General features: G+C 69.8%; 25 protein-coding genes. 12 read left to right on the top strand and 13 right to left on the bottom strand.

The features are described from left to right. Positions 1-4: 4 nt before the first annotated feature. Both OG943_RS16435 and OG943_RS16430 read right to left on the bottom strand, forming a co-directional pair. Positions 5-706 (bottom strand): GntR family transcriptional regulator, encoded by a 702-nt coding sequence (locus OG943_RS16435; RefSeq protein WP_328610638.1) that lies wholly within the window; start codon positions 704-706, stop codon positions 5-7. A gap of 185 nt (positions 707-891) precedes the next feature. Next, positions 892-1,359, bottom strand: coding sequence for a MarR family winged helix-turn-helix transcriptional regulator (locus OG943_RS16430; protein WP_328610637.1), 468 nt, complete (start codon positions 1,357-1,359; stop codon positions 892-894). A 299-nt stretch (positions 1,360-1,658) separates the two neighbouring features. On the opposite strand from OG943_RS16430, the gene OG943_RS16425 reads away from it, so the two are divergent. From OG943_RS16425 to OG943_RS16410, 4 genes are read left to right on the top strand one after another with little or no spacing between them, the layout of a single operon-like run. Next, the gene (locus OG943_RS16425) at positions 1,659-2,372 is read left to right on the top strand and encodes an alpha/beta fold hydrolase (RefSeq protein ID WP_328610636.1); all 714 of its coding nucleotides are present in this window, start codon (positions 1,659-1,661) and stop codon (positions 2,370-2,372) included. Positions 2,373-2,431: 59 nt separating this feature from the next. Further along, on the top strand, positions 2,432-4,123 hold the full coding sequence (locus OG943_RS16420) for an FAD-dependent monooxygenase (RefSeq protein ID WP_328610635.1): 1,692 nt from the start codon (positions 2,432-2,434) through the stop codon (positions 4,121-4,123). 10 nt (positions 4,124-4,133) lie between these two features. Further along, the gene (locus tag OG943_RS16415) at positions 4,134-4,991 is read left to right on the top strand and encodes an enoyl-CoA hydratase/isomerase family protein (protein WP_328610634.1); all 858 of its coding nucleotides are present in this window, start codon (positions 4,134-4,136) and stop codon (positions 4,989-4,991) included. A 50-nt stretch (positions 4,992-5,041) separates the two neighbouring features. Continuing rightward, positions 5,042-5,704 carry an NAD(P)H-binding protein gene (locus OG943_RS16410; RefSeq protein WP_328610633.1) on the top strand — a complete coding sequence of 221 codons (663 nt, stop codon included), beginning with the start codon at positions 5,042-5,044 and terminating at the stop codon, positions 5,702-5,704. Positions 5,705-5,731: 27 nt separating this feature from the next. Here the strand turns inward: OG943_RS16410 and OG943_RS16405 are convergent, their stop codons facing one another. Together OG943_RS16405 and OG943_RS16400 are read right to left on the bottom strand one after the other, a co-directional pair. Further along, positions 5,732-6,169, bottom strand: a complete 438-nt coding sequence (locus OG943_RS16405) for a lipocalin-like domain-containing protein (protein ID WP_328610632.1) — start codon at positions 6,167-6,169, stop codon at positions 5,732-5,734. Positions 6,170-6,249: 80 nt separating this feature from the next. Then, a complete protein-coding gene (locus OG943_RS16400; protein WP_328610631.1) occupies positions 6,250-6,900 on the bottom strand; it encodes an FMN-dependent NADH-azoreductase in 651 nt (216 codons plus the stop codon). A gap of 235 nt (positions 6,901-7,135) precedes the next feature. On the opposite strand from OG943_RS16400, the gene OG943_RS16395 reads away from it, so the two are divergent. Then, entirely contained in the window at positions 7,136-7,702 is a 567-nt protein-coding gene (locus OG943_RS16395) for a VOC family protein (RefSeq protein WP_328612082.1), read from the top strand. A gap of 81 nt (positions 7,703-7,783) precedes the next feature. After that, positions 7,784-8,398: a TetR/AcrR family transcriptional regulator gene (locus OG943_RS16390; RefSeq protein ID WP_328610630.1), complete on the top strand. Its 615-nt coding sequence runs from the start codon at positions 7,784-7,786 to the stop codon at positions 8,396-8,398. 13 nt (positions 8,399-8,411) lie between these two features. Here OG943_RS16390 and OG943_RS16385 read toward each other — a convergent pair whose 3' ends face one another. The 6 genes from OG943_RS16385 to OG943_RS16360 all read right to left on the bottom strand — a co-directional run bounded on the left by OG943_RS16385 (position 8,412) and on the right by OG943_RS16360 (position 14,260). Next, on the bottom strand, positions 8,412-9,548 hold the full coding sequence (locus tag OG943_RS16385; RefSeq protein ID WP_328610629.1) for a mandelate racemase/muconate lactonizing enzyme family protein: 1,137 nt from the start codon (positions 9,546-9,548) through the stop codon (positions 8,412-8,414). Then, positions 9,545-10,909, bottom strand: coding sequence for an aldehyde dehydrogenase family protein (locus tag OG943_RS16380; RefSeq protein WP_328610628.1), 1,365 nt, complete (start codon positions 10,907-10,909; stop codon positions 9,545-9,547). Before OG943_RS16380 ends, OG943_RS16385 begins: the two co-directional genes overlap by 4 nt. A 5-nt stretch (positions 10,910-10,914) precedes the next feature. Then, positions 10,915-11,484, bottom strand: coding sequence for a thiamine pyrophosphate-dependent enzyme (locus OG943_RS16375; RefSeq protein WP_328610627.1), 570 nt, complete (start codon positions 11,482-11,484; stop codon positions 10,915-10,917). Position 11,485: 1 nt separating this feature from the next. Continuing rightward, on the bottom strand, positions 11,486-12,028 hold the full coding sequence (locus tag OG943_RS16370) for a thiamine pyrophosphate-binding protein (RefSeq protein WP_328610626.1): 543 nt from the start codon (positions 12,026-12,028) through the stop codon (positions 11,486-11,488). A gap of 142 nt (positions 12,029-12,170) precedes the next feature. Continuing rightward, positions 12,171-12,887 (bottom strand): GntR family transcriptional regulator, encoded by a 717-nt coding sequence (locus tag OG943_RS16365; protein WP_328610625.1) that lies wholly within the window; start codon positions 12,885-12,887, stop codon positions 12,171-12,173. Positions 12,888-12,925: 38 nt separating this feature from the next. Then, the gene (locus tag OG943_RS16360) at positions 12,926-14,260 is read right to left on the bottom strand and encodes an MFS transporter (protein WP_328610624.1); all 1,335 of its coding nucleotides are present in this window, start codon (positions 14,258-14,260) and stop codon (positions 12,926-12,928) included. Between the two features lie 196 nt (positions 14,261-14,456). Here OG943_RS16360 and OG943_RS16355 point away from each other — a divergent pair, with 196 nt between their 5' ends. The 3 genes from OG943_RS16355 (at position 14,457) to OG943_RS16345 (ending at position 16,573) form a co-directional block, all read left to right on the top strand. Beyond that, positions 14,457-14,867 carry a carboxymuconolactone decarboxylase family protein gene (locus OG943_RS16355; RefSeq protein WP_328610623.1) on the top strand — a complete coding sequence of 137 codons (411 nt, stop codon included), beginning with the start codon at positions 14,457-14,459 and terminating at the stop codon, positions 14,865-14,867. 27 nt (positions 14,868-14,894) lie between these two features. Continuing rightward, positions 14,895-15,797: an NAD(P)-dependent oxidoreductase gene (locus OG943_RS16350; RefSeq protein ID WP_328610622.1), complete on the top strand. Its 903-nt coding sequence runs from the start codon at positions 14,895-14,897 to the stop codon at positions 15,795-15,797. A 77-nt stretch (positions 15,798-15,874) separates the two neighbouring features. Next, a complete protein-coding gene (locus OG943_RS16345; protein WP_328610621.1) occupies positions 15,875-16,573 on the top strand; it encodes a GntR family transcriptional regulator in 699 nt (232 codons plus the stop codon). A 45-nt stretch (positions 16,574-16,618) separates the two neighbouring features. On the opposite strand, the gene OG943_RS16340 is transcribed toward OG943_RS16345, so the two are convergent. The 3 genes from OG943_RS16340 to OG943_RS16330 form a co-directional block, all read right to left on the bottom strand. Next, the gene (locus OG943_RS16340) at positions 16,619-17,419 is read right to left on the bottom strand and encodes an alpha/beta fold hydrolase (RefSeq protein ID WP_328610620.1); all 801 of its coding nucleotides are present in this window, start codon (positions 17,417-17,419) and stop codon (positions 16,619-16,621) included. A gap of 27 nt (positions 17,420-17,446) precedes the next feature. Further along, positions 17,447-18,535, bottom strand: a complete 1,089-nt coding sequence (locus OG943_RS16335) for an NADH:flavin oxidoreductase/NADH oxidase (protein WP_328610619.1) — start codon at positions 18,533-18,535, stop codon at positions 17,447-17,449. 152 nt (positions 18,536-18,687) lie between these two features. Continuing rightward, positions 18,688-19,437, bottom strand: a complete 750-nt coding sequence (locus tag OG943_RS16330) for an IclR family transcriptional regulator (protein WP_328610618.1) — start codon at positions 19,435-19,437, stop codon at positions 18,688-18,690. 230 nt (positions 19,438-19,667) lie between these two features. On the opposite strand from OG943_RS16330, the gene OG943_RS16325 reads away from it, so the two are divergent. Genes OG943_RS16325 through OG943_RS16315 form a run of 3 tightly spaced genes read left to right on the top strand, consistent with a single transcriptional unit; the run spans position 19,668 to position 22,153 of the window. Beyond that, positions 19,668-20,054, top strand: a complete 387-nt coding sequence (locus OG943_RS16325; protein ID WP_328610617.1) for a CapA family protein — start codon at positions 19,668-19,670, stop codon at positions 20,052-20,054. A gap of 48 nt (positions 20,055-20,102) precedes the next feature. Beyond that, positions 20,103-20,996: a polysaccharide deacetylase family protein gene (locus tag OG943_RS16320; protein WP_328610616.1), complete on the top strand. Its 894-nt coding sequence runs from the start codon at positions 20,103-20,105 to the stop codon at positions 20,994-20,996. Beyond that, positions 20,993-22,153 carry a M20 family metallopeptidase gene (locus OG943_RS16315; RefSeq protein ID WP_328610615.1) on the top strand — a complete coding sequence of 387 codons (1,161 nt, stop codon included), beginning with the start codon at positions 20,993-20,995 and terminating at the stop codon, positions 22,151-22,153. Before OG943_RS16320 ends, OG943_RS16315 begins: the two co-directional genes overlap by 4 nt. Positions 22,154-22,162: the final 9 nt, after the last annotated feature.

The raw sequence follows: 22,162 nt of genomic DNA, 5'->3' as shown, positions 1-22,162 counted from the left end.
GGAGTCAGCGCGGCTCGACGACGTTGGCCATGATGTGCTCCTCCATGGTGCGCCGCGCCAGCTCGCCGTCCTTGGCCTGCAGGGCCCGCCGGATGCTCTCGTGGTCGAGGTGGCGGTGGGCGACGCTGTGCAACGGCTGGGTCAGCTCCGCGGTGTTGATCAGGAAGTCGCTGAGGTCCCACATGCGCTGGCTCAGGTCCGCGATGATGGCGGAATCGGCCATCGCGTGGATCTGCGCGTGGAACTCGCGATTGCGGATGCGGTAGACGTGGGCCCGCTCGACCGGGTCCGCCTCGTCGACGAGTGCCCCGATGCGGGCCGAGATCTCGTTCAGGGCCCGCAGGCCCGGGTCGGTGCGCCGGGTCGCGGCGAGCGCGGCGACGGCGCCCTCCATCCCGGCGAACAAGGCGAAGAAGTCGCGCACCTCCTGCGCGCCGTAGCTGGCCACCCGGCAGCCGACCTGCGGGATGATGGTGACCAGCCCGTCCGCGGACAGCACCCGCAGCGCCTCCATGATCGGCTGCCTGCTGACCTCGAACTCGGCGCTGAGATCCTCCACCGACAGCTTCTGCCCGGCGGTGTAGACGCCTTCGAGCAGCCGGGCCTTGATCTCCTGCTGGGCCAGCGCGCCCAGGCGCATCGTGCCGCGCGCTCGCCGGACGCCGGCACCGGCCGGGGGATCGCTGGAACGTCCGTTGGAAACCACCGGCCAACTCTATCGCGCGGTGACCCTCGATCGCCGGTTCCGGCGGCTGTGTCGATCACGGCGTGCACACCGCCGCCGCACGCGCTAAGGACCAAACAGTCCTTGACGGGGTTCCGGCTCGCGGCTAGGGCCGGGGCTTACCGGGCCGGCCGAGGCGTTCAGGCCGCCGGTGAGCCGGGAACTGCCTACTTCTGCAGGTCTCGCGTGAATCCTGGAGCGTCGGCGAACTCGGAGAAGGCGTAATGCCGGAGTACGTCGAGGAAAGCCTGCCGCTGGGCCGGATCGACCTGGCCGAGGAGATCCTGCTCGGCCTTCTGCGTCGCGGTCGTCGCCCGCCGGCAGAGCTTCCGCCCTTGCGCGGTAAGGGTCGGCCGGCGGGCCCGCCGGTCCCGCGGATCGGGGGTCCGGACGACCAGCCCCTTGGCCTCGAGGGAGTCGAGGGTCGCGGAGATGACGGATTTGTCGATCTTGACGAGGGTGGACAGCTCCAGCTGGGTCATCGGCGAGGACATCAGCGCGACCATCACGAAGTGTTCCTTGAGTGTCACCCCGGTCGCCTCCAGCGCGGCGGACTTGCTCTGGCCGAATCCGAGCCAAGCGCGATTCAGCAGCCAATTGACGTCGCCGTGCAGCGGATGTTCGGAGCCTTCCATCCCCGCATCGTACCCAATGTCCGCGCTACGGTCGCGGCTCGCCGGTAATTCTCCGGCGCAGGCCTGGCTGTTGCCGCTCCCGTCCGATCTGTCCTCATCGGACTGATCTTGACAAATACTATCTTGGCAAATACTATCTCGTCAGGGTCGATCGTGGATCCCGGGTTGACTAGACCGCTCCTGGCCACCGCTTCGCCCAGCCGGACGCGAGTCGGACAGCGTCCCTTCGCGCTCGGCCGGTAGCCGATGCCGGCTGCCATGAGCGATCTTTCCCGTAACCGTGACAAGGAGAACAGGCAATGAGCGACTCAAGCCCAGTCAGTGCGGCCCAGGACCGGCCGGTGATTCTCATCAACGGCATGGGGTCGAACTTCGACTCGCTGTGGCGGCGGAACGGCTGGGTCGGCAAACTGGAAGCAGCCGGCCGGACCGTGATCGGTGTGGACCTGCCCGGCCATGGGGCCTCGAAAGACGCGGCGGAGCGCGACGCCGCCGACCTCCTCCTCGACGAGGCCGCCAAGCACGGTTCGGTCGACGCCATCGGGTTCTCCGCCGGCGCGTGGGCATTGCTGCTCGCGGCGAGCGAGCGGCCGGACCTGTTCGAGCGGATCGCCGTTCTCGCCGCCGCCGACGCCGTGCTGACCGGCGGGATGCACAGCTCGGCCATGAACCAGCCGCTCATCGACGGCCTGCGCTCGCCGGAACCCTCGGACAATCCCATGGTGAACCTGCTTCGCACGGTGATCGCCGATGCCGGCAACGACCCGGAGCCGATCGCGGACTACCTCGCCGCGAGCAAGCGGTTCGTCACCGTCGAAGGCCTGGGCCTGATCACGGCGGACGCGCTGGTCATCGACGGCAGCGGGGACGGTGCCGGGCAGTCCGAGCTGGTGGCCGCGACGATCCCGAAGGCGGAGCACGTGACCCTCGACGGCGCGGACCACTTCGAGATCCCCACCCTTTCGAAAAGCTTGGACGCCGCAGTTTCGTTCATCACCACCGTCGATCAGTAAACGGCATAAGCGCTCAGAGCCGCCCCGATCTCACACCGTTGTGACGAGGAGAAGCCGAAATGACCGACAATCCCGAAGTGCTGATCATCGGTGGAGGCCCGGTCGGCTTGAGCGCCGCGCTGGCCCTCGGCCGCGCGGACATCACGTGCTTGGTGCTGGAACGGCGGGCTGAGTTCTCCCGCTATCCCAAGGCCAACGGAGTGCACGCGAGGACGATGGAGATCTTCCGGGAATGGGGGGTCGCCGAGCCGGTCAAGGCCCTGACCGCCGGCATGCCCAACGAGGTCACGATCGCCTGGATGACCCGCTTGACCGGGATCGAGCTCGGAGAGCTCGTCCTCGGCGCGGACGAGGAGGCCGCCCGCGTCTTCGACGGGCAGTCACCGGAACAGATGTCGACCGTGGGCCAGCACATGTTCGAGCCGGTGCTCGCCGAAGTCGCCGCGGGCCTGGACAGCGTGACGATCGAACTCGGCTGCGAGGTCGTCGAGCTCACCGCCGCCGCCGATTCGGTCACGGCGACCTACACCGACCAGGCCGGCGCGCGGCATTCCGTCGTCGCGCAGTACGTGATCGGGGCGGACGGCATCCGCAGTGTCGCGCGGCGCACGCTGGGGATCGGTGAGCACGGCGAGGCGTCGCTGGGGACAGCGATCAACGTCCAGTTCGACGCGGACCTGGACGCCGTTCTCGGCGGCCGTCGTTCCCCGATCATCTGGATCATCAACGCCGACACGCAGGGAGCGTTCATTCGCGACAGTCCCACCCGGTGGCGCTACAACTTCGAGATCCCGCCCGGAGCCGACGTCGGCGCGGTGACGCAAGATCGCTGTGAGCGGGAAGTCGCCGACGCGATCGGCGCGGTCGTGCCGTTCACCATTCATCACATCTGGTCCTGGGGCCACGATCAGGCGGTCACCGACAAGTGGCGCGAGGGGCGGGTCTTCCTGGCCGGAGACGCCGCGCACCATTTCCCGCCGCATGGCGGCTTCGGGATGAACAGCGGAATACAGGACGCGCACAACCTGGTCTGGAAACTGATCGCGAGGCTGCGCTGGGGGGCCGGTGACGGACTGCTCGAGTCGTACGAGGCCGAGCGGCTCCCGGTCGCGGAGTTCAACGGCGACAAGATGATGGAGAACACCCGGCAGATGGAGAAGACCGGGTTCCTGACACAGGACAAGAGCCTTCTCTCGGCCATCGAGACCGACGCGGGAGAGCCGGTGCGCCGCGCGATCGCCGAGGGCATTCCCGCGCAACGAGACCAGCTCGCCTCGCACGGCCAGCAGTTCGGATACCAGTACGTCAGCGGGGCAGTGGTACCCGACGGGACCGAGCCGCTCGTGTCGGGCGTCGCCGAATACCGGCCGACCGCCCGGCCGGGTGCGCGGGCACCGCACTCCTGGGTGGCTCTCGACGGCGAGCGGATTTCGACGATCGACGTCTACGACGGCGGGTTCGTCCTCTTCACCGGCCCGGACAACGCGGGCTGGGTGCGGGCCGCCGACCAGGTTCGCGCCGAACTGGCCGTCCCGGTCAAGGTGCTCGGCCTGGGCACCGACCTCGTGCCGGTCGAGGAATCGACCGGGCGGCTCTTGGGGCGTTACGGCTTGGAGCCGGACGGCGCGCTGCTCGTCCGGCCGGACGGATTCGTCGGCTTTCGCTCAGCCGGCCGGGCCGGGGACGAGCACGGGGCGCTGAGCGGCGCGCTGAGTCAAGTCCTGGACCTCGCCGGCCGGCGCGTCAAGTGAGGAGTGTTTCATGACCAATTCTGGTATGGCCGGGGAATCACTGATCCGGAACGACGTGGTCCGGCTCCGGGAGGTTTCCGCGGGCTGCTTTTCGGTGGTGATCGACAATCCACCCTTCAACCTGGTCGATTCCCCGGTGTTCGGCGGGCTGCAGTCGGTCCGGTCCTTTGCCGAGGACCCGGCGAACGGCGTCTCCGTGCTGGTCTTCGAAAGCGCGAATCCGGAGTTCTTCATCAACCACGTGGGCCTCGACGTCTCCGACGAGGGGGTGTCCGAGCCCCTGGTGATCCATCAGGAGTGGCCCGCGTTCAGCCACTGGCTCAGCTCGGGCCCGGTGGTCACCATCGCGCTCCTGCGCGGACGGGCCCGCGGGTTCGGCTGTGAGTTCGCCCTGAGCACCGACATGCGGTTCGCCGCCAGGGAAAACGCGCGGATCGCGATGCTCGAGGTCGGCTTCGGTGCGCTCCCCGGTGGCGGCGGGCTCGAATGGAGCCAGCTCCTCGCCGGACGCGCGCGGGCCATGGAGTTCATGCTGAGCTCCGATGATTTCGACGCTGACACCGCGGAGCGGTACGGCTTGGTGAACCGGTCCATTCCGGACACTGAGCTCGACGCTTACGTCCATCGGCTGGCCCGTCGTATCGCGAGCTTCAATCCGGCCGCGGTCGCGACGGTCAAGAGCTATCTCACCAAGCGGCAGGCCATCCCTCTTCCGGGTGAACTGGCGGAAATCGGCGCTGTCGCGGGAAGTCTGCTGTCGACCGACGCGGGGCAAGCCGTCGTGGCCCGTATCATGGCCAAGGCGGGCGGTGTCCCGTTCGGCTACCAGGTGGAACTCGACCTGCCGAAACTCTGCGACGCGGACTGATCTCGGCTTGACCCGCGAGTGCCGACCGAATTCTTTGGGGAGCTTCACCTATGTCTCGGACTGCACTGCTGCTCGGCGGCACCGGGCTCGTCGGCAGCCATTGCCTGAACCAGCTCGTCGCCGACACCCGGTACAGCCAGGTCACCGCACTGACCCGCCGTCCCCTAACGGGTGTCGACGGAGCCGAGGGGCGGCTGGACGTACGCGTCGTCGATTTCGATCGGCTCGCCGAGCAGTGGGACTTCAAGGCCACCGACGTCTACTGCTGCCTGGGCACCACCATGAACTCGTCCCGGGAGGAGTTCCAGCGCGTCGACCACGACTATCCGGTCGAGGCGGCGCGGCTGGCCCATGACGCCGGAGCGCAACGGCTCGCGATCGTCTCGGCGGTCGGCGCCAACCCCCGGTCGCGGATCTCGCTGTTGCGGGTCAAGGGTGAGACCGAGCGTGACGTCGCGGCCCTCGGCTACGGCACCGTCGAGATCTTCCAGCCCGGGACACTGCTCGGCGACCGCACCAAAAAGCGCGCCGGGCAGGGGATCGCGAACGCGGCCGGACCCGTGGCGGCCCGCGTGATGGCGGGTCCGCTCCGGCGCTTCCGGCCGGTCGGGTCCGAGGTCGTGGCGAAGGCGATGATCGCCTCGCTGCACCGGGACGAGCCCGGGGTGCACACGCACACCAACAAGGAGATCCTGGCGCTGGCCGCGGGTTAGGCCCGCCGGCCACCTGTCCCTGACCGGTCAGGTGGCCGGACCCGGTGGTTCGAACCGCTCCCAGCGCAGGACCGCGGTGAGTTCCCGGCCGCCGTACGGCAGGGTTTCCGGGTTGGTCAGTTCGAGGTAGGGCTCGGCCAGGGCGACTTCACGGGCCGCGGGCGCGTGGAGCCAGTTCGGGAACAGGCTCACTGCCGGCTCGTGGACGACGACCGAATCGCCCTCGACGTGATAAGGCCCGGCGTACGCCACGTAGCCACGGGCGGCTTCGGCGGACTCGGCGTCGGTGCCGTCGCCGAGCCCGCCGGCCTGATACCGGGTGCGGCCGGGCCGCATCAGCTGGACGGACATGAAACCGTCCACTGTGTAGACGAGGTAGCCCACGGCGTCGTCTCCCAGCAGGTAGCCGACGAGCACCCCGGCCCCGTCACGCACCTCATAGGACACCAGCCGCCAGGATCCCACCAGGCGCTCCCGGAGCGGCCGGGAATCAGTACCGGCGTGCACGAACATGGCTATCCTTTCCCGTGAATCCGAGAGCGGGATCAGACCCGCACAGTGCCGGCGAGGCCGCGGCCGTGCTCGCGGGCGGTCTGCTCGGCGGCGGTGCGGATCTGCCCGGCCAGCTCCTTGAACGGCTTGAGCGCGGGGTTCACGTCGGCCAGGGTGAACTCCAGTTCGACGACCTTCAGCTCCAGCTTCCACACGTCGGCGAGGATGCGGCGCATCCAAGCGGTGGCGTGGTCCCAGCCCTCGCGCGGTGTGCCCTGCGCGTAGCTGCCGCCGCGCACGGTCACCAGCACCGCCTGCTTGCCCGCGGTCGCCGGCTCGACGCCCGCGGTCATCCTCGGATCGCAGATCACCAGGTCCACCCAGGTCTTGAAGTGCTGCGAGACGCCGAAGTTGTACAGGGGCACGGCGAACAGCAAGGCGTCGGCGTCGATCAGCTGATCGGCCGCCGCCGCGGCCAAGCTCACGGCCTCGCGTTGTTCGGGGGAGCGCTCGCCGTCGGGCACGTAAGTCGCGTTCACCGCGGCCGACCACGCGGTCGCCGGGATCGGGTCGACGCCGATCTGCCGCGTGACCACCGGTGACCGCGGGTGGGCGGTGCGCCATTCCCGCTCGACGATGTCGGCGATTTCGCGGCTGTGCGAGCCTTCGACCCGGATACTCGCGTCGAGACGGAACAGGGACATGACGACCTCCTGGTCGCTATGGGATGTCTGGTGACGCGAGAAAGCCGGACGCCGCAGGATAAAAGAGCTATCCGGGTGGTCCGTAATCGAGCGTAGCCACGAATCCGAAAGCGGTCAAGGACAGATCCGTCCTTGACTGGTGACGGGTTTTCCGGCTAGCCTCAAGGGCAACGACGCCGCCCGACCCTGGCTCAGCGGGTTTCCGAGACGCCGCGTCGACGTGCCTTCTGGCGAGATGAGGAAAGAAATGGCGCCCCCGAAGCTTTCTCACCTGGTTGTGAACACCAGCAACTACGAAGTGATGAAGCACTGGTATATCGATGTTCTCGAGGCGACGATCGGTGTCGAGACCACGGACCACAGCGCGTGTTTCCTGCGGATCGACGAAAGCCACCATCGCTTCGGCATGTTCAATGTCGCGGAGACCGACAAGTCCGCGTCCATGACGCGGCCCGGGGCCGACGCCGGTTCCGTTGCCCGGCTGAACCATTTCGCGTTCGAGTACCCGACGCTGGAGGGGCTCTGTGAAACGCACGCGCGGCTCGCCGGCTCCTCGACGACTCCGTCGATCTGCCTCAACCACGGCCCGACGATGTCGATGTACTACGAGGACCCGGACAAGAACACCGTCGAGTTGTACTACGACAGCGGGTACACCGAGGAGGACATGGTCGCGTTCTACGCGGGGGGCGACAGCTACGTCCTGAGCCCCACCCCGTTCGGCCCCGCCGAAATCCTGAACGGGCTGCGCGGCGGAAAGTCCGTCGCCGAGCTGATCGCCTGGTCCCCGCCCGGCGAGTGAGCGGCCGCCGCCGCCACACTGCCGCCATCGCAGCACTGCCGCCACCACCGCACTGCCGTTACCACCCGGTATGCTGGTGTTATGTCTAATCGCAGCAGCGGCGGCGTTCAGGCCACTGAGCGGGTCGTCCGCACCCGGCGGGGCGCGGCCGAGGTCCAGCAGGCGATCACCGACGCTGTTGTCGCCGAACTGGCCGAGGTCGGGTTCGGGCGGCTCACCTTCGACAGCGTCGCCGAGCGGGCCGGTACCGGCAAGAGCCCGCTGTACCGGCGGTGGCCCGACACGACGGCGCTGGTGATCGACGCGCTGGAGACGCTGGGGATGGACCCGGCCGGTTACACGCGGAGCGGCGTGCTGAGGAAGGACCTGATCGGGTTCATCCGCTACATGACCCGCACGCACCAAGGGGTCAAGGGCGCGGCATTACGCAGCCTGCTGGGAGAAGCGCACCGCTACCCGGAGCTTCTCGCCCGGTTCAAGGCCCAGATCCTGGCCCCGCTCTTCGACGCGCTCACCGAGCTGCTGCGCGATGCCGCCCGACGCGGTGAGGTGTCGTCGAAGCACCTGACCCCGGTGGTCCTCGAGGTGTTGCACGCGTTGGTCATCAAACGTCTGCTCCTGGAACCTCGCGACCTGACCACCAAGGACATCACCGAGATGGTCGACCAGGTGCTCCTCCCGCTCGTCGTCGTCTGAGCCGCCGGCCCGCTCAGGCGCCGATCTCGAACTTCGCGACCGCGTCCGGGTCGAAGTCCAGGCCGAGGCCGGGACGGTCGGGCACGAACAGCTGGTTGTCCCCGTACCTGATCCGGGTCGACGGGGTGATCAGCAGTTCGAAGTTGTAGATTCCCTTCTCCAGCGCGAAGAACTCGACGACCAGGGTGTTGGTCACCGCCGCGGTCAGGTGGACGTGCAGGTTGGCGTGCCAGTGCGGGGCCATCTGCAGGCCGAAGCTGTCCGCGGTGTGCGCGACCCGCAGCCACTCGCTGACCCCGCCGACGACCCCGGCGTCGGCCTGGAAGACGGCGGCGGCGCGGGCCTCGATCAGGCTGCGGAACTCCCAGCGGGTCTGGTGGATCTCACCGGTGGCGACCGGGGTGCGGATCCGGGCGGCCAGTTCGCCGTGCCCGGTGATCGCCTCGGGCGACAGCGGCTCCTCGAACCACCACAGTGGACTGTCGCCGGCGGCGCGTTCGAAGGCTTCGATGGCGGTCTGCGCCTCGCGCACGGTGTGGTAGGCGTTGTTGGCGTCGAGCGCCAGCCGTCCGCCCCGGCCGATGGCGGCGATCGCGGCGCCGACCCGCTCGGCGTCCTCGGCCACGGACAGGCCGCCCACCTTGATCTTGTGGTCGGTGAAGCCCTGCGCGGTGTTGAACGCGATCTCCTTGGCCACCGCCGCGCACCATTCGCCGTCGCCGGGCCGGTAGTAGCCGCCCGACGCGTACGCGGGCTGAGGGGCCATCGAGCCGCCGAGCAGCCGGGCGAGCGGCTGGCCGGCGCGTTTGGCCTTGAGGTCCCACAACGCGATGTCGATCGCCGACAGGGCCCGGATCACCGCGCCGCGGCGTCCGGCGAGCAGCGTCTCCTGGTAGGCCCGGCCCCAGAGCCCGTGGATGTCGTCCTCGTCCGCGCCGAGGTACACCGGGGCGAGGAGGTCGTCCACGGCGGCCTTGGTGATGAAGGCGCCCGCGGTGCCGGCGTAGGTGTAGCCGGTGCCGGTCCGTCCATTGTGGTCGGTGACGTCGACGAGCACGTAGTGGCGGGTGGACAGGTCGCGGTTGGACATCCGGGTCGGGGTGTCCACCGGGATGCCGACGGCGCGGGCGGTGATGTTCGTGATGGTCATGAAAGCTCCGAAGTGGTCGAAGAGAGGCGTACGGTCTGGAGGTTCGCGAACTCGAGCGCGCCGTGGAGGCCGAGCTCACGGCCGTGGCCGCTGGCCTTGACCCCGCCGACCGGCACGCGCGGGTCGGACTCGGAGATCCGGTTCACCGACACGGATCCCGCTTCGATTTCCTGGGCGAGGGTAAGGGCTTCGTCGACGTCCTGTGTCCACAATGAACACCCCAGGCCGTACAGGGAGTCGTTGGCCGTTTCGATCGCCTCCGCCGTGGACCCGACCGGAAGCAGGGCGCCGAGGGGCCCGAAGGTCTCCTGCTGGAACGCGGTGCTGTCCGCGCCGGGCACCTCGACGAGCGAAGGCGGGAACCAGGCGCCCGGCCGGTCGTCCGGCTCGCCGCCGTACAGCAGCCGGGAGCCCTCCGCGAGGGTGGCGTCGAGCTGGCGGCGCAACTCGTCTCGCAGGTCCACGCGGGCCATCGGGCCGAGGTCCGTTCCCGGGGCGAGCGGATCCCCGACGACCAGGTTCCCCAGCTCGCCGAGCAGAGTGTCGACGAACTCGTCCCGCACCGAGTCGTCGACGATCAGCCGTTTGGCGGCGATGCAGCTCTGACCGGTGTTGAGGTAGCGGGACCGGACCGCGGCGCGGGCGGCCGCGGCGACGTCGGCATCGGCGAGCACCACAAACGGATCGGACCCGCCCAGCTCCAGCACGGTCTTCTTGGCCACCGCCCCGGCCCGGGCGCCGACGAGCGCGCCGACGCGGTTGCTGCCGGTGAACGCGACCGCGGCGATCCGCGGGTCGTCGATGAGCGGGCCGACCCGGTCCGGCGGCAGCACCACGGCGCTCAGCACGCCGGGCCCGAACACGTCGTCGAACAGCGATTGGACGGCGAACGCACTGCCGGTGACGTTGTCGGCGTGTTTCAGCACCACACTGTTGCCGATTGCCACTCCGGGCAGCATCGCGCGGAAGACCTGCCAGAACGGGTAGTTCCACGGCATGATCGCCAGCACTACGCCGAGCGGGAGTAGCCGCAGCGAACCGGAGTCGGGGGAGAGGTCGACGGGCCGTGGTCTGGTGAGCTCGTCCAGCCGGTCGGCGTAGAACTCACAGGCCTGCGCGCATTTCTCGATCTCCGCGTGCGCCTGGGCGAGTGGTTTGCCCATCTCGGTCGTGATCAGCAGCGCGAACTCCGGCGAACCGGTCCGCAGCCGGACCGCCATCAGCCGGAGCCGGTCGCGCCGGTCGGCCACGCGCGTCCGCCGCCGAACGGCCGCGACGGCCCCGTCGAGCACTCCGTCGACGTCGGCGGTGATCGGATAGCGGCGGATTTCCTCGCCGGTGGCGGGATTCCTCGTCGTCACGGCGCTCACCGGGCGGCCAGCCAGTCCTGGAACCGGCGGCCGAGGACCACCGGGTTTTCCAGCAGTTTCGGCACGTCCGGGGCGTTGCCGGCCTCGATGCGCACGTGAAGGAACACCGGCCCCTCAAGGGACAGGGCTTCGCCGAACGCCTCGCGGAGGCCGTCCGCCTCGGCCGCGCGCCGGACCGTCCACCCGGCGGCGGCCGCCAGTTCGCCCAGGTCCACCCGGCCGGCGTGTGTGGGCAGGCCGGCGGTGGCGCCGTAGACGCCGTTGTCCAGCAGGACGACCAGCAGCTTGCCCGGCCTGAGGTAACCCCCGGTGGGCAGCACGTTGGGGTTCATCAGGAGCGACCCGTCGCCCTCGATCGTCACCACCCGCGGTACCGGCCGGTCGGCCAGCGCCAGCGCGAGGCCGGTGCCGACGGACCCGGCGAGCCCCATGGCGTCGAGCAGGTACAGGTGGTTCGGGCGGTCGGCGACGGCGGCGAGCTCTCGGCTCGACGCCGCGCAGGTCACCACGACCGGCAGGTCCTCAGTCAGCGAGGCCAGGACTTCGAGTGCGTCGATGCGCTTCACTTCACGCCGCCTTTCCGTCGGTGGCCCAGAAATGCGCGAGCACGACGACCGGCCGGAACGTCATCCGGGCGTGCGTGCCGGCTTCGGCGACCACGTCGGCCCAGTCCTGCGGCCCGCTGCGGCGGTCGAGCTCGAACACGCGCACGCCGAGCCGGTCGAGCAGCGCGGGCACGTGCTGGCTCAGGGTGTGGATCATCGAGTTGTACTCGCCGAGCCCGCCGCGGGTGTTGGCCACGATCAGCAGGGGCAGGTGGTACGCCGTGGAAAACGTCGTCAGCGCGGTCAGCGCGTTGCCGAACCCGTTGTCCTGCATGACGATCGCGCCGAACTTCCCGGCGAGCGGCAGGGCGCCGAGCACGCCGACGGCCTCTTCCTCCCGCGACAGCGGGAAGACCCGGCCGGACACTCCGTCCGCGCCGCCGTCGGCCTCGACGAGTGCGGAGATGACCGGCGCGACACTGACGGACGGGACGTAGCCGATCAGATCGGCGCCCGAATCCCACAGCCCGCGGGCCACTGAAGCCGCGTAGGTAGGTGGTGTCACTGGAATCCTTTCAGTCTGAGCACGGGTAACGTACTACTGTCGCTCAGTTGCATGCAACCAGTAGGCAAATAAAATCAGGCCTTGTGAGTGGCTATGACGGTTCTAACCGTCATAAACACTCACGAGTCCTTGAGGTGGAGGATCAGAAGGCGACCTTGTCGCCGCCGGCGACGTCGACCCAGCGCCGCCACTCGGCGACCAGGGCCCGGTCGTCGTCGCTGGTGTTGGCCACCAGCAGGTCCGCGGAACGGACCAGGTGCTTGCGCATCGCGCGCTCGGCGCCCGCGCCGTCCCGCTTGCGCAGCGCCTCGATGATGTCCCAGTGGTCCCGCAGCGCGGTCTCCACCGGCTGGTACCGGGGGACGCTGAGCCGGCCGTCGAGCGCGAGCGTCTGGCGCAGTTCGGCGACGAACTTGGCCAGCCGCAGGTTCCCGCTCGCCCGCAGGATCAGGTCGTGGAGACGCTCGTCGGCGGCGAAGTACTCGGCCCCGCCGTCGGCGCGCTCACGCATGATCTCGAACTCCGCGACCAGCAGCTCGTCGTCCCGGGCACTCATCACCGCGGCCGCGCTGCGACAGGCCGGCGGCTCCAGCAGCAACCGCAGGCTGCACAGTTCGACGACCCCGCGCCCGTCCGGGCCCAGCACCCGCGCGCCGCGGTTGCGCTCGATCCGCACCAGGCCCAGGTCCGCCAGCCTCAGCAGGGCCTCGCGCACCGGGGTCCGCGACGCGCCGAACCGTTCGCCGAGCTCGCGCGAGGAGTACAGCACCCCGCGGTGGAGCTGACCGCTCCGGATCGCGTCCCGGATGTCGGCGGCGATCTGCTCGGACTTGTTCTCGGCTGGCGATTCTGACGGCAACTGGGTTCCCCTCGGCGCGGTCGAGCCAGCATAACCCGCTAGCCGACCGGTTCCGGATGAGCCACGCGCCGGCGCCGCGCGATCAGCCACACCCCGCCGATCACGGCCATCGCCAGCACGTTCGCCAGGATCATGACGGTCATCGACAGCCCGTCGTTGCCGCCGGAGGCCTGCTGGATCCAGCCCACCGCGAACGGGCTGACGAAGCCCGCCGCGTTGCCGAGCGAGTTGATCAACGCGATCCCGCTCGCCGCACCGGCTCCGGCGAGGAACGCCGTCGGGATCGACCAGAACAGCGACTTCGCCGCCTGCGCGGCCATGGTCGCGACGGTGATCGCGAAGAACGCCAGCGCCGGCGTGCCCAGGCTGACCGCGGTCAGCGCGAACGTCACCACGGAGATGCCGAGCGCGATCATGGTCGGCCTCGACGAGCGCTCGTCGCGCACCAGCCGTCCGGCCAGGTACATGCACACCGACGCCAGCAGGAACGGCACGGCCGAGAGCCAGCCGATCTGCAGGGTGGTCAGCGACGACCCGATGTCCTTCATCACCGACGGCATCCAGTAGGTCAGGGGATAGGCGCCGCACTGGAGGAGGAAGTAGACCGCGGTGAGCGCGAGCACCTTCTTGTTCTTCAACGCGGCGCGGTGCCCGGCCGGCGCCGTGGCGGCGCGTTCGGCCTCCTCTTCGGCGAGCGTGCCGACCAGCCAGGACCGCTGTTCGGCGGTCAGCCAGCGGGCCTGGTGCGGGTGATCGGTGACGCTGAAGAAGAACACGACGCCGATGAGCACCGCGGGCACGCCGCCGACGATGAACAGCCACTGCCAGCCGCTGAGCCCCAGCGCGCCGTCGAAGGCGGTCAGGATCCAGCCGTTCAGCGGGCCGCCGACCACCCCGGCCAGCGGGATCGCGACCATCACGATCGAGACGATCCGCGTCCGGTCGCGGTTGGGGAACCAGCGGGTGAGGTACACGAGGATGCCGGGGAAGAAGCCGGCCTCGGCGATGCCCAGCACGAACCGCATCGCGTACAGCGACCCGGTGTTCGGCACAAAAGCGGTGAGCGCCGCGATGATCCCCCAGCTGACCATGATCCGGCTGAGCCAGAGCCGGGCCCCGACCCTCGACATGATGATGTTGCTGGGCACCTCCGCGAGCACGTACCCGACGAAGAAGATGCCCGCGGCCAGGCCGTACTGGGTGGCGCTCAGCCCGAACGACTGCTCGAGGCCGAACTTCGCGAAGCTGATGTTGATGCGGTCGAGGTAGCTCACGAGGTAGCCGAGCAGCAGCAGGGGGATGACCCGCCGGGTCGCCTTCCGCAGGGTGGCGGCGCGCAGCGCGTCACCGGCCCCTCTTACCGCGTCCTCCATGGTGGACCTCCTGTCGACGTTGACACACCGGCCCGCCGTTGTCCAAGTGGAGAGCCAGTCAGGTGGAGTAGCATGCTACTTACGGCCATAGGCCTCCGCAAGCCTCCGTTTGCGGCCGTCGCGGGCCGGGTTCGACAGTCGTCGTCTGACGGTATTACGGTATTATGAGTGCCGTAGACGACAACCGGAGGACCGGATGACCACGACCGCTGAGCAGGATCCGCAGAGCTACATCGACGACATGGCGCGCGAACGGGGCTACGTCCTCGAGTACCACAAGGTGATGGCCAAACAGGACTTCGACGTGCTGCGGGCCGCGAACGGCCTCGTCGGCGCCGCGTACCTCGAGCAGCGGACCCTGGACCGACGGACGAAGGAGCTCATCTTCATCGTCAGCCTCACGGTGATGCGCGCCGCGAAGGGGCACATCCAGAGCCACATCAAGGTCGCGCTCGACCTGGGCGTCACCGCGCAGGAGATCCTCGAAGCGATCGAGATCTCCTTGCCCGAGGCCGGAATCGTGGCCTTCCAGACCGGTTTCGAAGCCTGGCGCGAGGTCGTCGGCGCGGACGGTCTCGAGCCGACCGTCGCCGTCTTCCAGGGCTGACCCGCCATCCACGAAGGGAAAACAGTCATGACGGACGCCGTCACCTTCATCGGGCTGGGCACGATGGGGCAGCCCATGGTCCGCAACCTCGCGCGAGCCGTGCCGGTCGCGGTCCACGACGCCGACCCCGCCGCGATCGACGCGGCCGCCCGGAACGAGGGGGTGACGGCGTTGCCGAGCCTCCTCGACGGCGCCGCCGCCGATGTCGTGATCCTCATGCTGCCCAACAGTGCGGTCGTCGAGCAGGTGCTCGGCGACCCCGGCGATCCCACGGGTTTCGCCGGCCGGCTGCGGCCGGGCACGCTGGTCGTCGACATGGGATCGTCGGCCCCCCGCGCGACCCAGGAATGGGCCGGGCGGCTGGGGGAGCGCGGCGTGGTGATGGTGGACGCGCCGGTCTCCGGCGGTCCGCGCAAAGCCGCGACGGCCGAGCTGACGATCATGGCCGGCGGCGCGGCCGAAGACTACGAGCGGGCCCTTCCGCTGCTGCGCGCGATGGGCACGTCGGTGACGCGCGTCGGCCCCGCCGGGTCCGCGCACGCGTTGAAGGCGCTCAACAACCTGCTGTCGGCGATCGGTTTGGTCGGGGCGCTCGAGGTGCTCACCACGGGGGCCAAGTTCGGCCTGGACCCGCGGGTCATGCTCGACGTCATCAACCGGTCCACCGGCCGCAACCAGTCGACCGAGGTCAAGATCGGGCCGGAGGTGCTGGACGGGCGGTTCCAGGTCGGGTTCTCGCTTCCGTTGACGGTCAAGGACATCACCACCGCGCTGGACCTGTCGGCGTCACTCGGGCTGGCGCCGGAGGTGTCGCAGGCCTGCGTCCGGTTCTGCCGGGCGGCGCTGGCCGATCTGGGCGAGGGGAACCCGGACCAGTCCGAGATCGCCCGGTACCTGGCGAAGGTGACCGGCGTCGAGCTGACCGGCTGACCGCACCGCCGCCGCGTCGGCCGGGGCTCGCGTACTACGGTGATACCGTCATAGGCTGAAAACAGGGAGGCGGCCGCGTGACCGGACAACGAGTGCAGCGGGTCGCCGCGCCGCTGCGGGCCCAGGTCCTCGAAACCCTCCGCCGCGACATCATGGCCGCGGAGTTCGAGCCCGGCGAGCGGCTGGTCGAGGCGCGGCTGTGCGCGCGGTACGAGGTTTCCCGCACGGTCGTCCGCGAAGTGCTGCGGCAGCTGGAATCCGAAGGCCTGGTGACCACGGTGCCCAACCGCGGCCCGGTCGTCACCGAGCTGACCCCCGCCGACGCCAAGGCGCTGTTCGAGGTGCGCGGCGCGCTGGAGGGCCTGGCCGGCGCCTTGTTCGCCGAGCGGGCCACCGCCGAGCAGCGCGAGCTGATGGGCAAGGTGGTCCGGCGGTTCGCCCGGACCCACCGCAAGGCCGGCCTGGCCGAGCGGTTGGCGATGAAGGACGAGTTCTACGACGTGCTCATCGCCGGGGCGGCGAACCCGATCGTCGACTCGACGTTGCGCGGCATCCACGCCCGCGTGCAGATGTTGCGCGGGTTGTCCCTGCAGGCCGAAGGCCGCGGGCCGGAGACGGTGCGGGAGCTGACCGCCATCCACGACGCCGCGGCCGTGCGCGGTGACGCCGCCGCCGCCCGTGCGGCGTGCGAGGACCACGTCCGTAATGCCACGGCCACCGCGCTCCGCGAACTCGCCGCGCGGCAGCCCGGGCACCCGGAACCGCACGTCGGCTGAGCCGGGCCCCGGCCGCCCGGTGCCGGGCGGCCGGGGCCCGGTGTCCTAATCGGACATCTGACCGGCCAGCAGTCCGGCCGTCGCTTCGGGGGACTCGGCGTGGAAGTGGTGGCTGCCCAGGTCGACCAGCTCGATGCGCAGGCGGCCGCCGTAACGGTCGGCGGCCTCCTGGGTGATGAGAGAGCGCACGGCGAACACTACGATCGGCTGAGCGACCTCGCGCAGCGCGGCGTCCATGTCCCAGCGCAGCAGGCCTTCGAGGCTGTGAAGGCCCGCGGGCTGCCGCACCGCGGCCATCTTCTTGGTGTAGGCGTCGATCAGGGCCGGGTCGGTGCCCGCCGGTGAGCCCCCTTCGACCATGCCCCGCATCGCGCCGGCGAAGTCCTCCCGGAACAGGCGCAGCAACGCTTCGGCCTCGGGTTCGTCCTGCGCGGGGAACAGGGACAGGTAATGCAGGGCTTCCACCGCGACCACCCGGGTGACCACGGCGGGCAGCAGCCGGGCGGTTTCGACCGCGACCGCCCCGCCGAGGGAATGCCCGACGACGACCGACGAGCTGACCGACTCGGCCTCCAGCACGGCCGCCACGTCGCGGGCGAACTCCGTGATCGTCCAGACGTCGCGGGTGGACCGGGAGTCCCCGTGCTCGGCGAGGTCGACCGCCAGCACGCGGTGGTGCCCGGGGAGGAAGCCGATGATGGCGTCGAAGTCACGGCGGTCGCAGCCCCAGCCGTGGATGAGCGTCATGGCGGGCCCGTCGGCCGGACCGCTGACTGTGTAACGGATTGTCGTGCCGTCCGGACGGGTGACCTCGCGGCTCTCCGTGTCCCGGTTGTCCATCGGCATAGCGGGTTTTCCTTTCAAGTAGCTGATTCAGAGCGCGCGGTGGTACCGGGCGGGCCAGGCTTCCTTGTCGGTGGGCCGGTCGCGCAGGGCGAGGTACGGGTCGCGCAGCAGGGGACGGCCCATCAGGACGGCGTCCGCCTCACCGTCGCCCACGATCCGGCGGGCGGTCGCCAGGTCGCCGATCTGCCCGACCGGGGCGACGGCGAGCCCCGACGCCTGCCTGAGCGTGGTCGCGAACCCGACGTTCACCCCCTCCCGTGCCGGCGGGCGGGCTTCCAGGTCGCGCACCAGGACGCCGGACGTGACGTCGAGAAGGTCGATGCCCGCGGCCGCCAGTTCCTTGGCGAACCCCGCGGCCTCCTCGATCGTGATGCCGCCCTCGGCCCAGTCGGTGGCGGTGATGCGGACGAAAACGGGCTTGTCCGCCGGGAAGGCTTCCCGGACCGCGCGGGCCACGCGCAGCGGGAGGCGCATCCGGTTCTGCGGGCTCCCGCCGTACTCGTCGGTCCGGTGGTTGGCCAGCGGGGACAGGAACTGGTGCAGGAGGTACCCGTGCGCGGCGTGGATCTCGACGGCCTGGTACCCGGCCAGGTGGGACATCCGGGCCGCCTGGGCGAACGCCGCGACGACCTCGTCCAAGTCGGCTTGGTCCGCCTCGCGGGGCAAAGCCAGGTCGCCGAACGGGATCGCCGACGGCGCGATCAGGTCCCAGCCGCCGTCGGCCGCCCCGACCGGGCCGTTCTGTCCCGCGCCCTCCCAGGGCACCTGGTGCGATCCCTTCCGGCCCGCGGCCAGCAGCTGGATCGCGGGGACCGCGCCGTGCCCGGAGACGAACGAGGTCAGGCGCCGGTGCGCGAGCGCCTGCTCCTCGGTCCAGATCCCGAGGTCCGCCGAAGTGGTCCGGTGCCGCGGTCCGACCGCGGTGGACTCGACCATCACCAGGCCCACCCCGCCGACCGCGCGCGGGCCGTAGTGCACCAGGTGCCAGTCGGTCGGCAGGCCGTCGGGACCCGCGGCGTACTGGGCCATCGGGGACATCCACACGCGGTTGGGGACCGTGATGTCCCGCAGCCGTAACGGGTTCAGCTCCGGGGCGGGGAACTCTGTGCTGGGCACAGCTGACTCACTTCCTCACGATGTACCGTAATACGATAATACGGCCATGCTACAGGAAGATACGCTGTTTCACGGTGTGGCACGGACGACAGACATGGAGGTCCCGTGCGGACCTCGGGAGGGTCGTTACGTCCGGGAAGGCGGCGACGCGGTCAGTCGGTCGACAGCAGGCGGCTGATCTCTGCCGCCGCTTCCATCACCAGCGGTGCGAAGGCTTTCTCCTGGGCGCGGTTGTGCCGCATCTCCGGAATGGCGAGCGTGACGGCCGCGACCGGGCGCCCGGCCGGGTTCGTGATGGCGGCGCCGATGGAGGCCACGTGCGGGCGGTACCACGAGGAGGAGCCGTTGAGCGCGTATCCGCGCTTCGCGGTCTGGGCGATCTCCCGCTGGAGCTCCGCGGCGTCCGGCACCGGGCTGTTGGCGAACTCCTTGAGCTCGTGCCGCAGCAGCTCGTCGACCTCGGTCTGGTCGAGCAGCGCCATGATCGCCGTGCCCGCCGAGGTCGCGCGCAGTGGCACCCGCTCCCCGACTTCGAGGAAGACACGGACGACCTGGGTGGTGTCTTCGCGGGCGAGGATGAGGAGGCACTCGCCGTCGCGCACGCCGAGCATGACGGTCTCGTCGGTCTGGGCCGCGAGGCGCTTGAGGACGGGCTCCGCCACTTCCTGGAGGTCCCGCTCGCCGGCGTTGCGCAGGCCGAGGGCCAGCGCCTTCGACGTCACGCCCCACCGCGCGCGCTCGGCGTCCACGACCTTGAGCCAGCCGGCCTGCTGGAGCGTCACCAGGCACCGCTGCACGGTGCTCTTCGGGATCTCCGTCACGCGGGCCAGTTCCGATACGCCGATCGGCTGCCGCATGGCGACTTCTTCGAAGACCCGCAGCGTGCTCAGGACGCTGTTCATCGACCGGATACTGCTGGCCGGCTTGTCTGCTTCTTCCGCGCCCATGAGGACATGATCGTACCACCCTGTGCACTGTCGTTCCTCATTCCGGCACGGGATCGCTTTACCTCGGCTCGAGTATCGGGCTACAGTGTGGCATGTCGTACCGCGATGTGAAACGGAGGAGTCGTGGATCTCACTGTGGTGGGAGACGTCGTGGCCGCGGGCCGGCCACGGCGTCCGGTCGTGGCGTGCGGCGGGCCGGGCGGACGCTGGCCTTCTTCAGCTTCTGCTGCGCGCTCCCGTTGGGTTTCAACGCCACCGCCGACCGGCCCGGCATCGCGGCGATCCGGGTGCGCCAGAGCTTCGAGTTCGACAGCACCTTCCTCGACGAGACCCTGGGAACGCTGCCGTTCGTGCATTCGAGTGCGCACGAATCGGACCTGCGCGCCGCCGAAGCCGTGATCAGCGCCGGCGCGGACCTCGTCATCGGGCACCACCCGCACTGCCTGCACCCGGTCGAGTTCTACGGAGAGCGCCGTCTTCCGGGTGGGGCTGGGCGGGGCCGGCGGGCCTGCGCTTCGCCTGGATCCCGTCGAACTCGATCCGGACAGCCAGTCCATTGTGGTCGATGGTGACGGGTGCGTGCGGCGGACGTCGAAGGAACACAACGTGGTGGAGGAAGTATGAGTGAGCCGTGGCAGTGGGACGAGCAGACCTGGCGCGGGCACGTCGAGCGCGTGCGCGCCGGGCGTCCGTTGCGACCGGAGTCCTGGCCGGGCGGCGCCAAGGTGGCGGTGACGTTGTCGTTCGACTCCGACCACGAGACGATTCCGCTGCGGGACGGCGAGGTGCTGCCGGGGAAGCTGTCGCAGGGCGAGTACGGCGCGCGGGCCGGCGTGCCCCGGATCCTGAAGCTGCTCGACCGGTTCGAGGTGCCCTCGACGTTCTTCATGCCCGCCGTGTCCGCGCTGCTGCACGACGGCGAAGCGAAGTCCTATGTGGATGCCGGGCACGAGGTCGCCCTGCACGGCTGGATCCACGAACGCAACACCCAGCTGCCGCCGGAAGCCGAACGCGACCTCGCCTTCCGGGCCGCGGACACGCTGGAACGCCTCACCGGCACGCGACCGGCCGGCATCCGCACCCCGTCGTGGGACTTCTCCGAGGACTCGCTGCGGATCATCCGCGAACTGGGCCTGACGTACGACTCCTCGCTGATGGCCGACGACGACTGCTACGAGATCGTCGCCGACGGCGAGCCCACCGGCATCGTCGAGCTGCCCGTCGAGTGGATCCGTGACGACATGCCGTACTTCATGATGGAAAGGTTCGGGGCCCAGCGGCCGTACACGCCGCCACGCGGAGTGCTGTCGATCTGGCGCGACGAGTTCGACCTGGCCTACGCCGAAGGCGGCATCTTCCAGCTCACGCTCCACCCGCACGTCATCGGGCACCGCTCCCGCGTGACGATCCTCGCCGAGCTGCTGGAGCACATCGCCTCCCACGACGGCGTCTGGTTCGCCACCCACGCCCAGATCGCCGACCACGTCTCCCTCGGAAAGGACCTGGCGCGATGACCGGCGTCGACCAGCGCGTCGAGCACGCGTTCGAGCAGAATCTGGGCGGGGTCCTGGACCTTTCGCACCGGATCAACGCCAATCCCGAGCTGGCGTTCGAGGAGTACGAGACCTCGGCGTCGATCATCGAGGCGCTCGAACGCGGCCGGTTCACGGTGGAGAAAGGCGTGGCCGGTCTGCCGACGGCGTTCGTGGCCTCGGCCGGGTCCGGCGGCTTCGTGTTCGGCCTGTGCGCGGAAATGGACGCGCTCCCCGGCATCGGGCACGGCTGCGGCCACAACGCCATCGCCGCGTCCGCGGTCGGCGCCGCGCTGGCGTTGGCCCCCTACGCCGGCGAACTCGGGCTGACGGTGCGGGTTTTCGGCACTCCGGCGGAGGAAAAGGGGACCGGCAAGGAGATCATGGTCAACCGCGGTGTCTTCGATGACACCCACGCAGCCATGATGGTGCACCCGCAGCTCAAGGACGTCGTCATCCCGCAGCTGCGCGCTTCGCGGTCCTGGCTGGTGACGTACACGGGGGTCGGCGGGCACGCCTCGCGCCCGTGGAGCGCGCTGAACGCGGCGGACGCGACGGTCGTCGCCCAGACCTCGATCGGCTTGCTGCGCCAGCAGTTGCGCGACGGCATCCGGGTGCACCACGTCGTCAAGGAAGCCGGGGCGGCCGTCAACGTCATCCCCGACCACGCCGTCGTCGACTGCATGATCCGCGCCGACACCATCACCGAAGTCGACGAGGTGTGGGAGCGGGTGCGGCGCTGCTTCGACGCGGGCGCGGTGGCCACCGGCACGAGCGTCGAGTACACCGCATTGCCGTCCGTCTACCGCGAATTCCGGCACGACCTCGATTTGGCGCCGCTGTTCGAAAAGCACGCGAAGGCCATCGGCCGGACCTTTCCCGACTACCCGGACAAGATGTTCGGCTCGACCGACATGGGCAACGTCTCGCTGCGGATCCCCGCGATCCACCCGATGCTGTCCTTCGACCTCCCACCCGAAGCCGGCAACCACACCGCAGCTTTCGGCGTCGCGGCCGGCGGCCCCGACGGCGACCGCTTCGTCCACGACGCCGGCCTCGCGATGGCCCTCACGATCGCCGAGGTCGCCCAGTCGGAGCCGATCCGGGCCCGGCTGATCGCGAAGACGGCCGGCCGCTGACCTCGGTAT

Origin of the sequence: Amycolatopsis sp. NBC_00345, assembly GCF_036116635.1 — a bacterium.
In the GTDB taxonomy this organism is placed as follows: domain Bacteria; phylum Actinomycetota; class Actinomycetes; order Mycobacteriales; family Pseudonocardiaceae; genus Amycolatopsis.
This window is presented reverse-complemented; position numbering and strand designations above follow the sequence as displayed.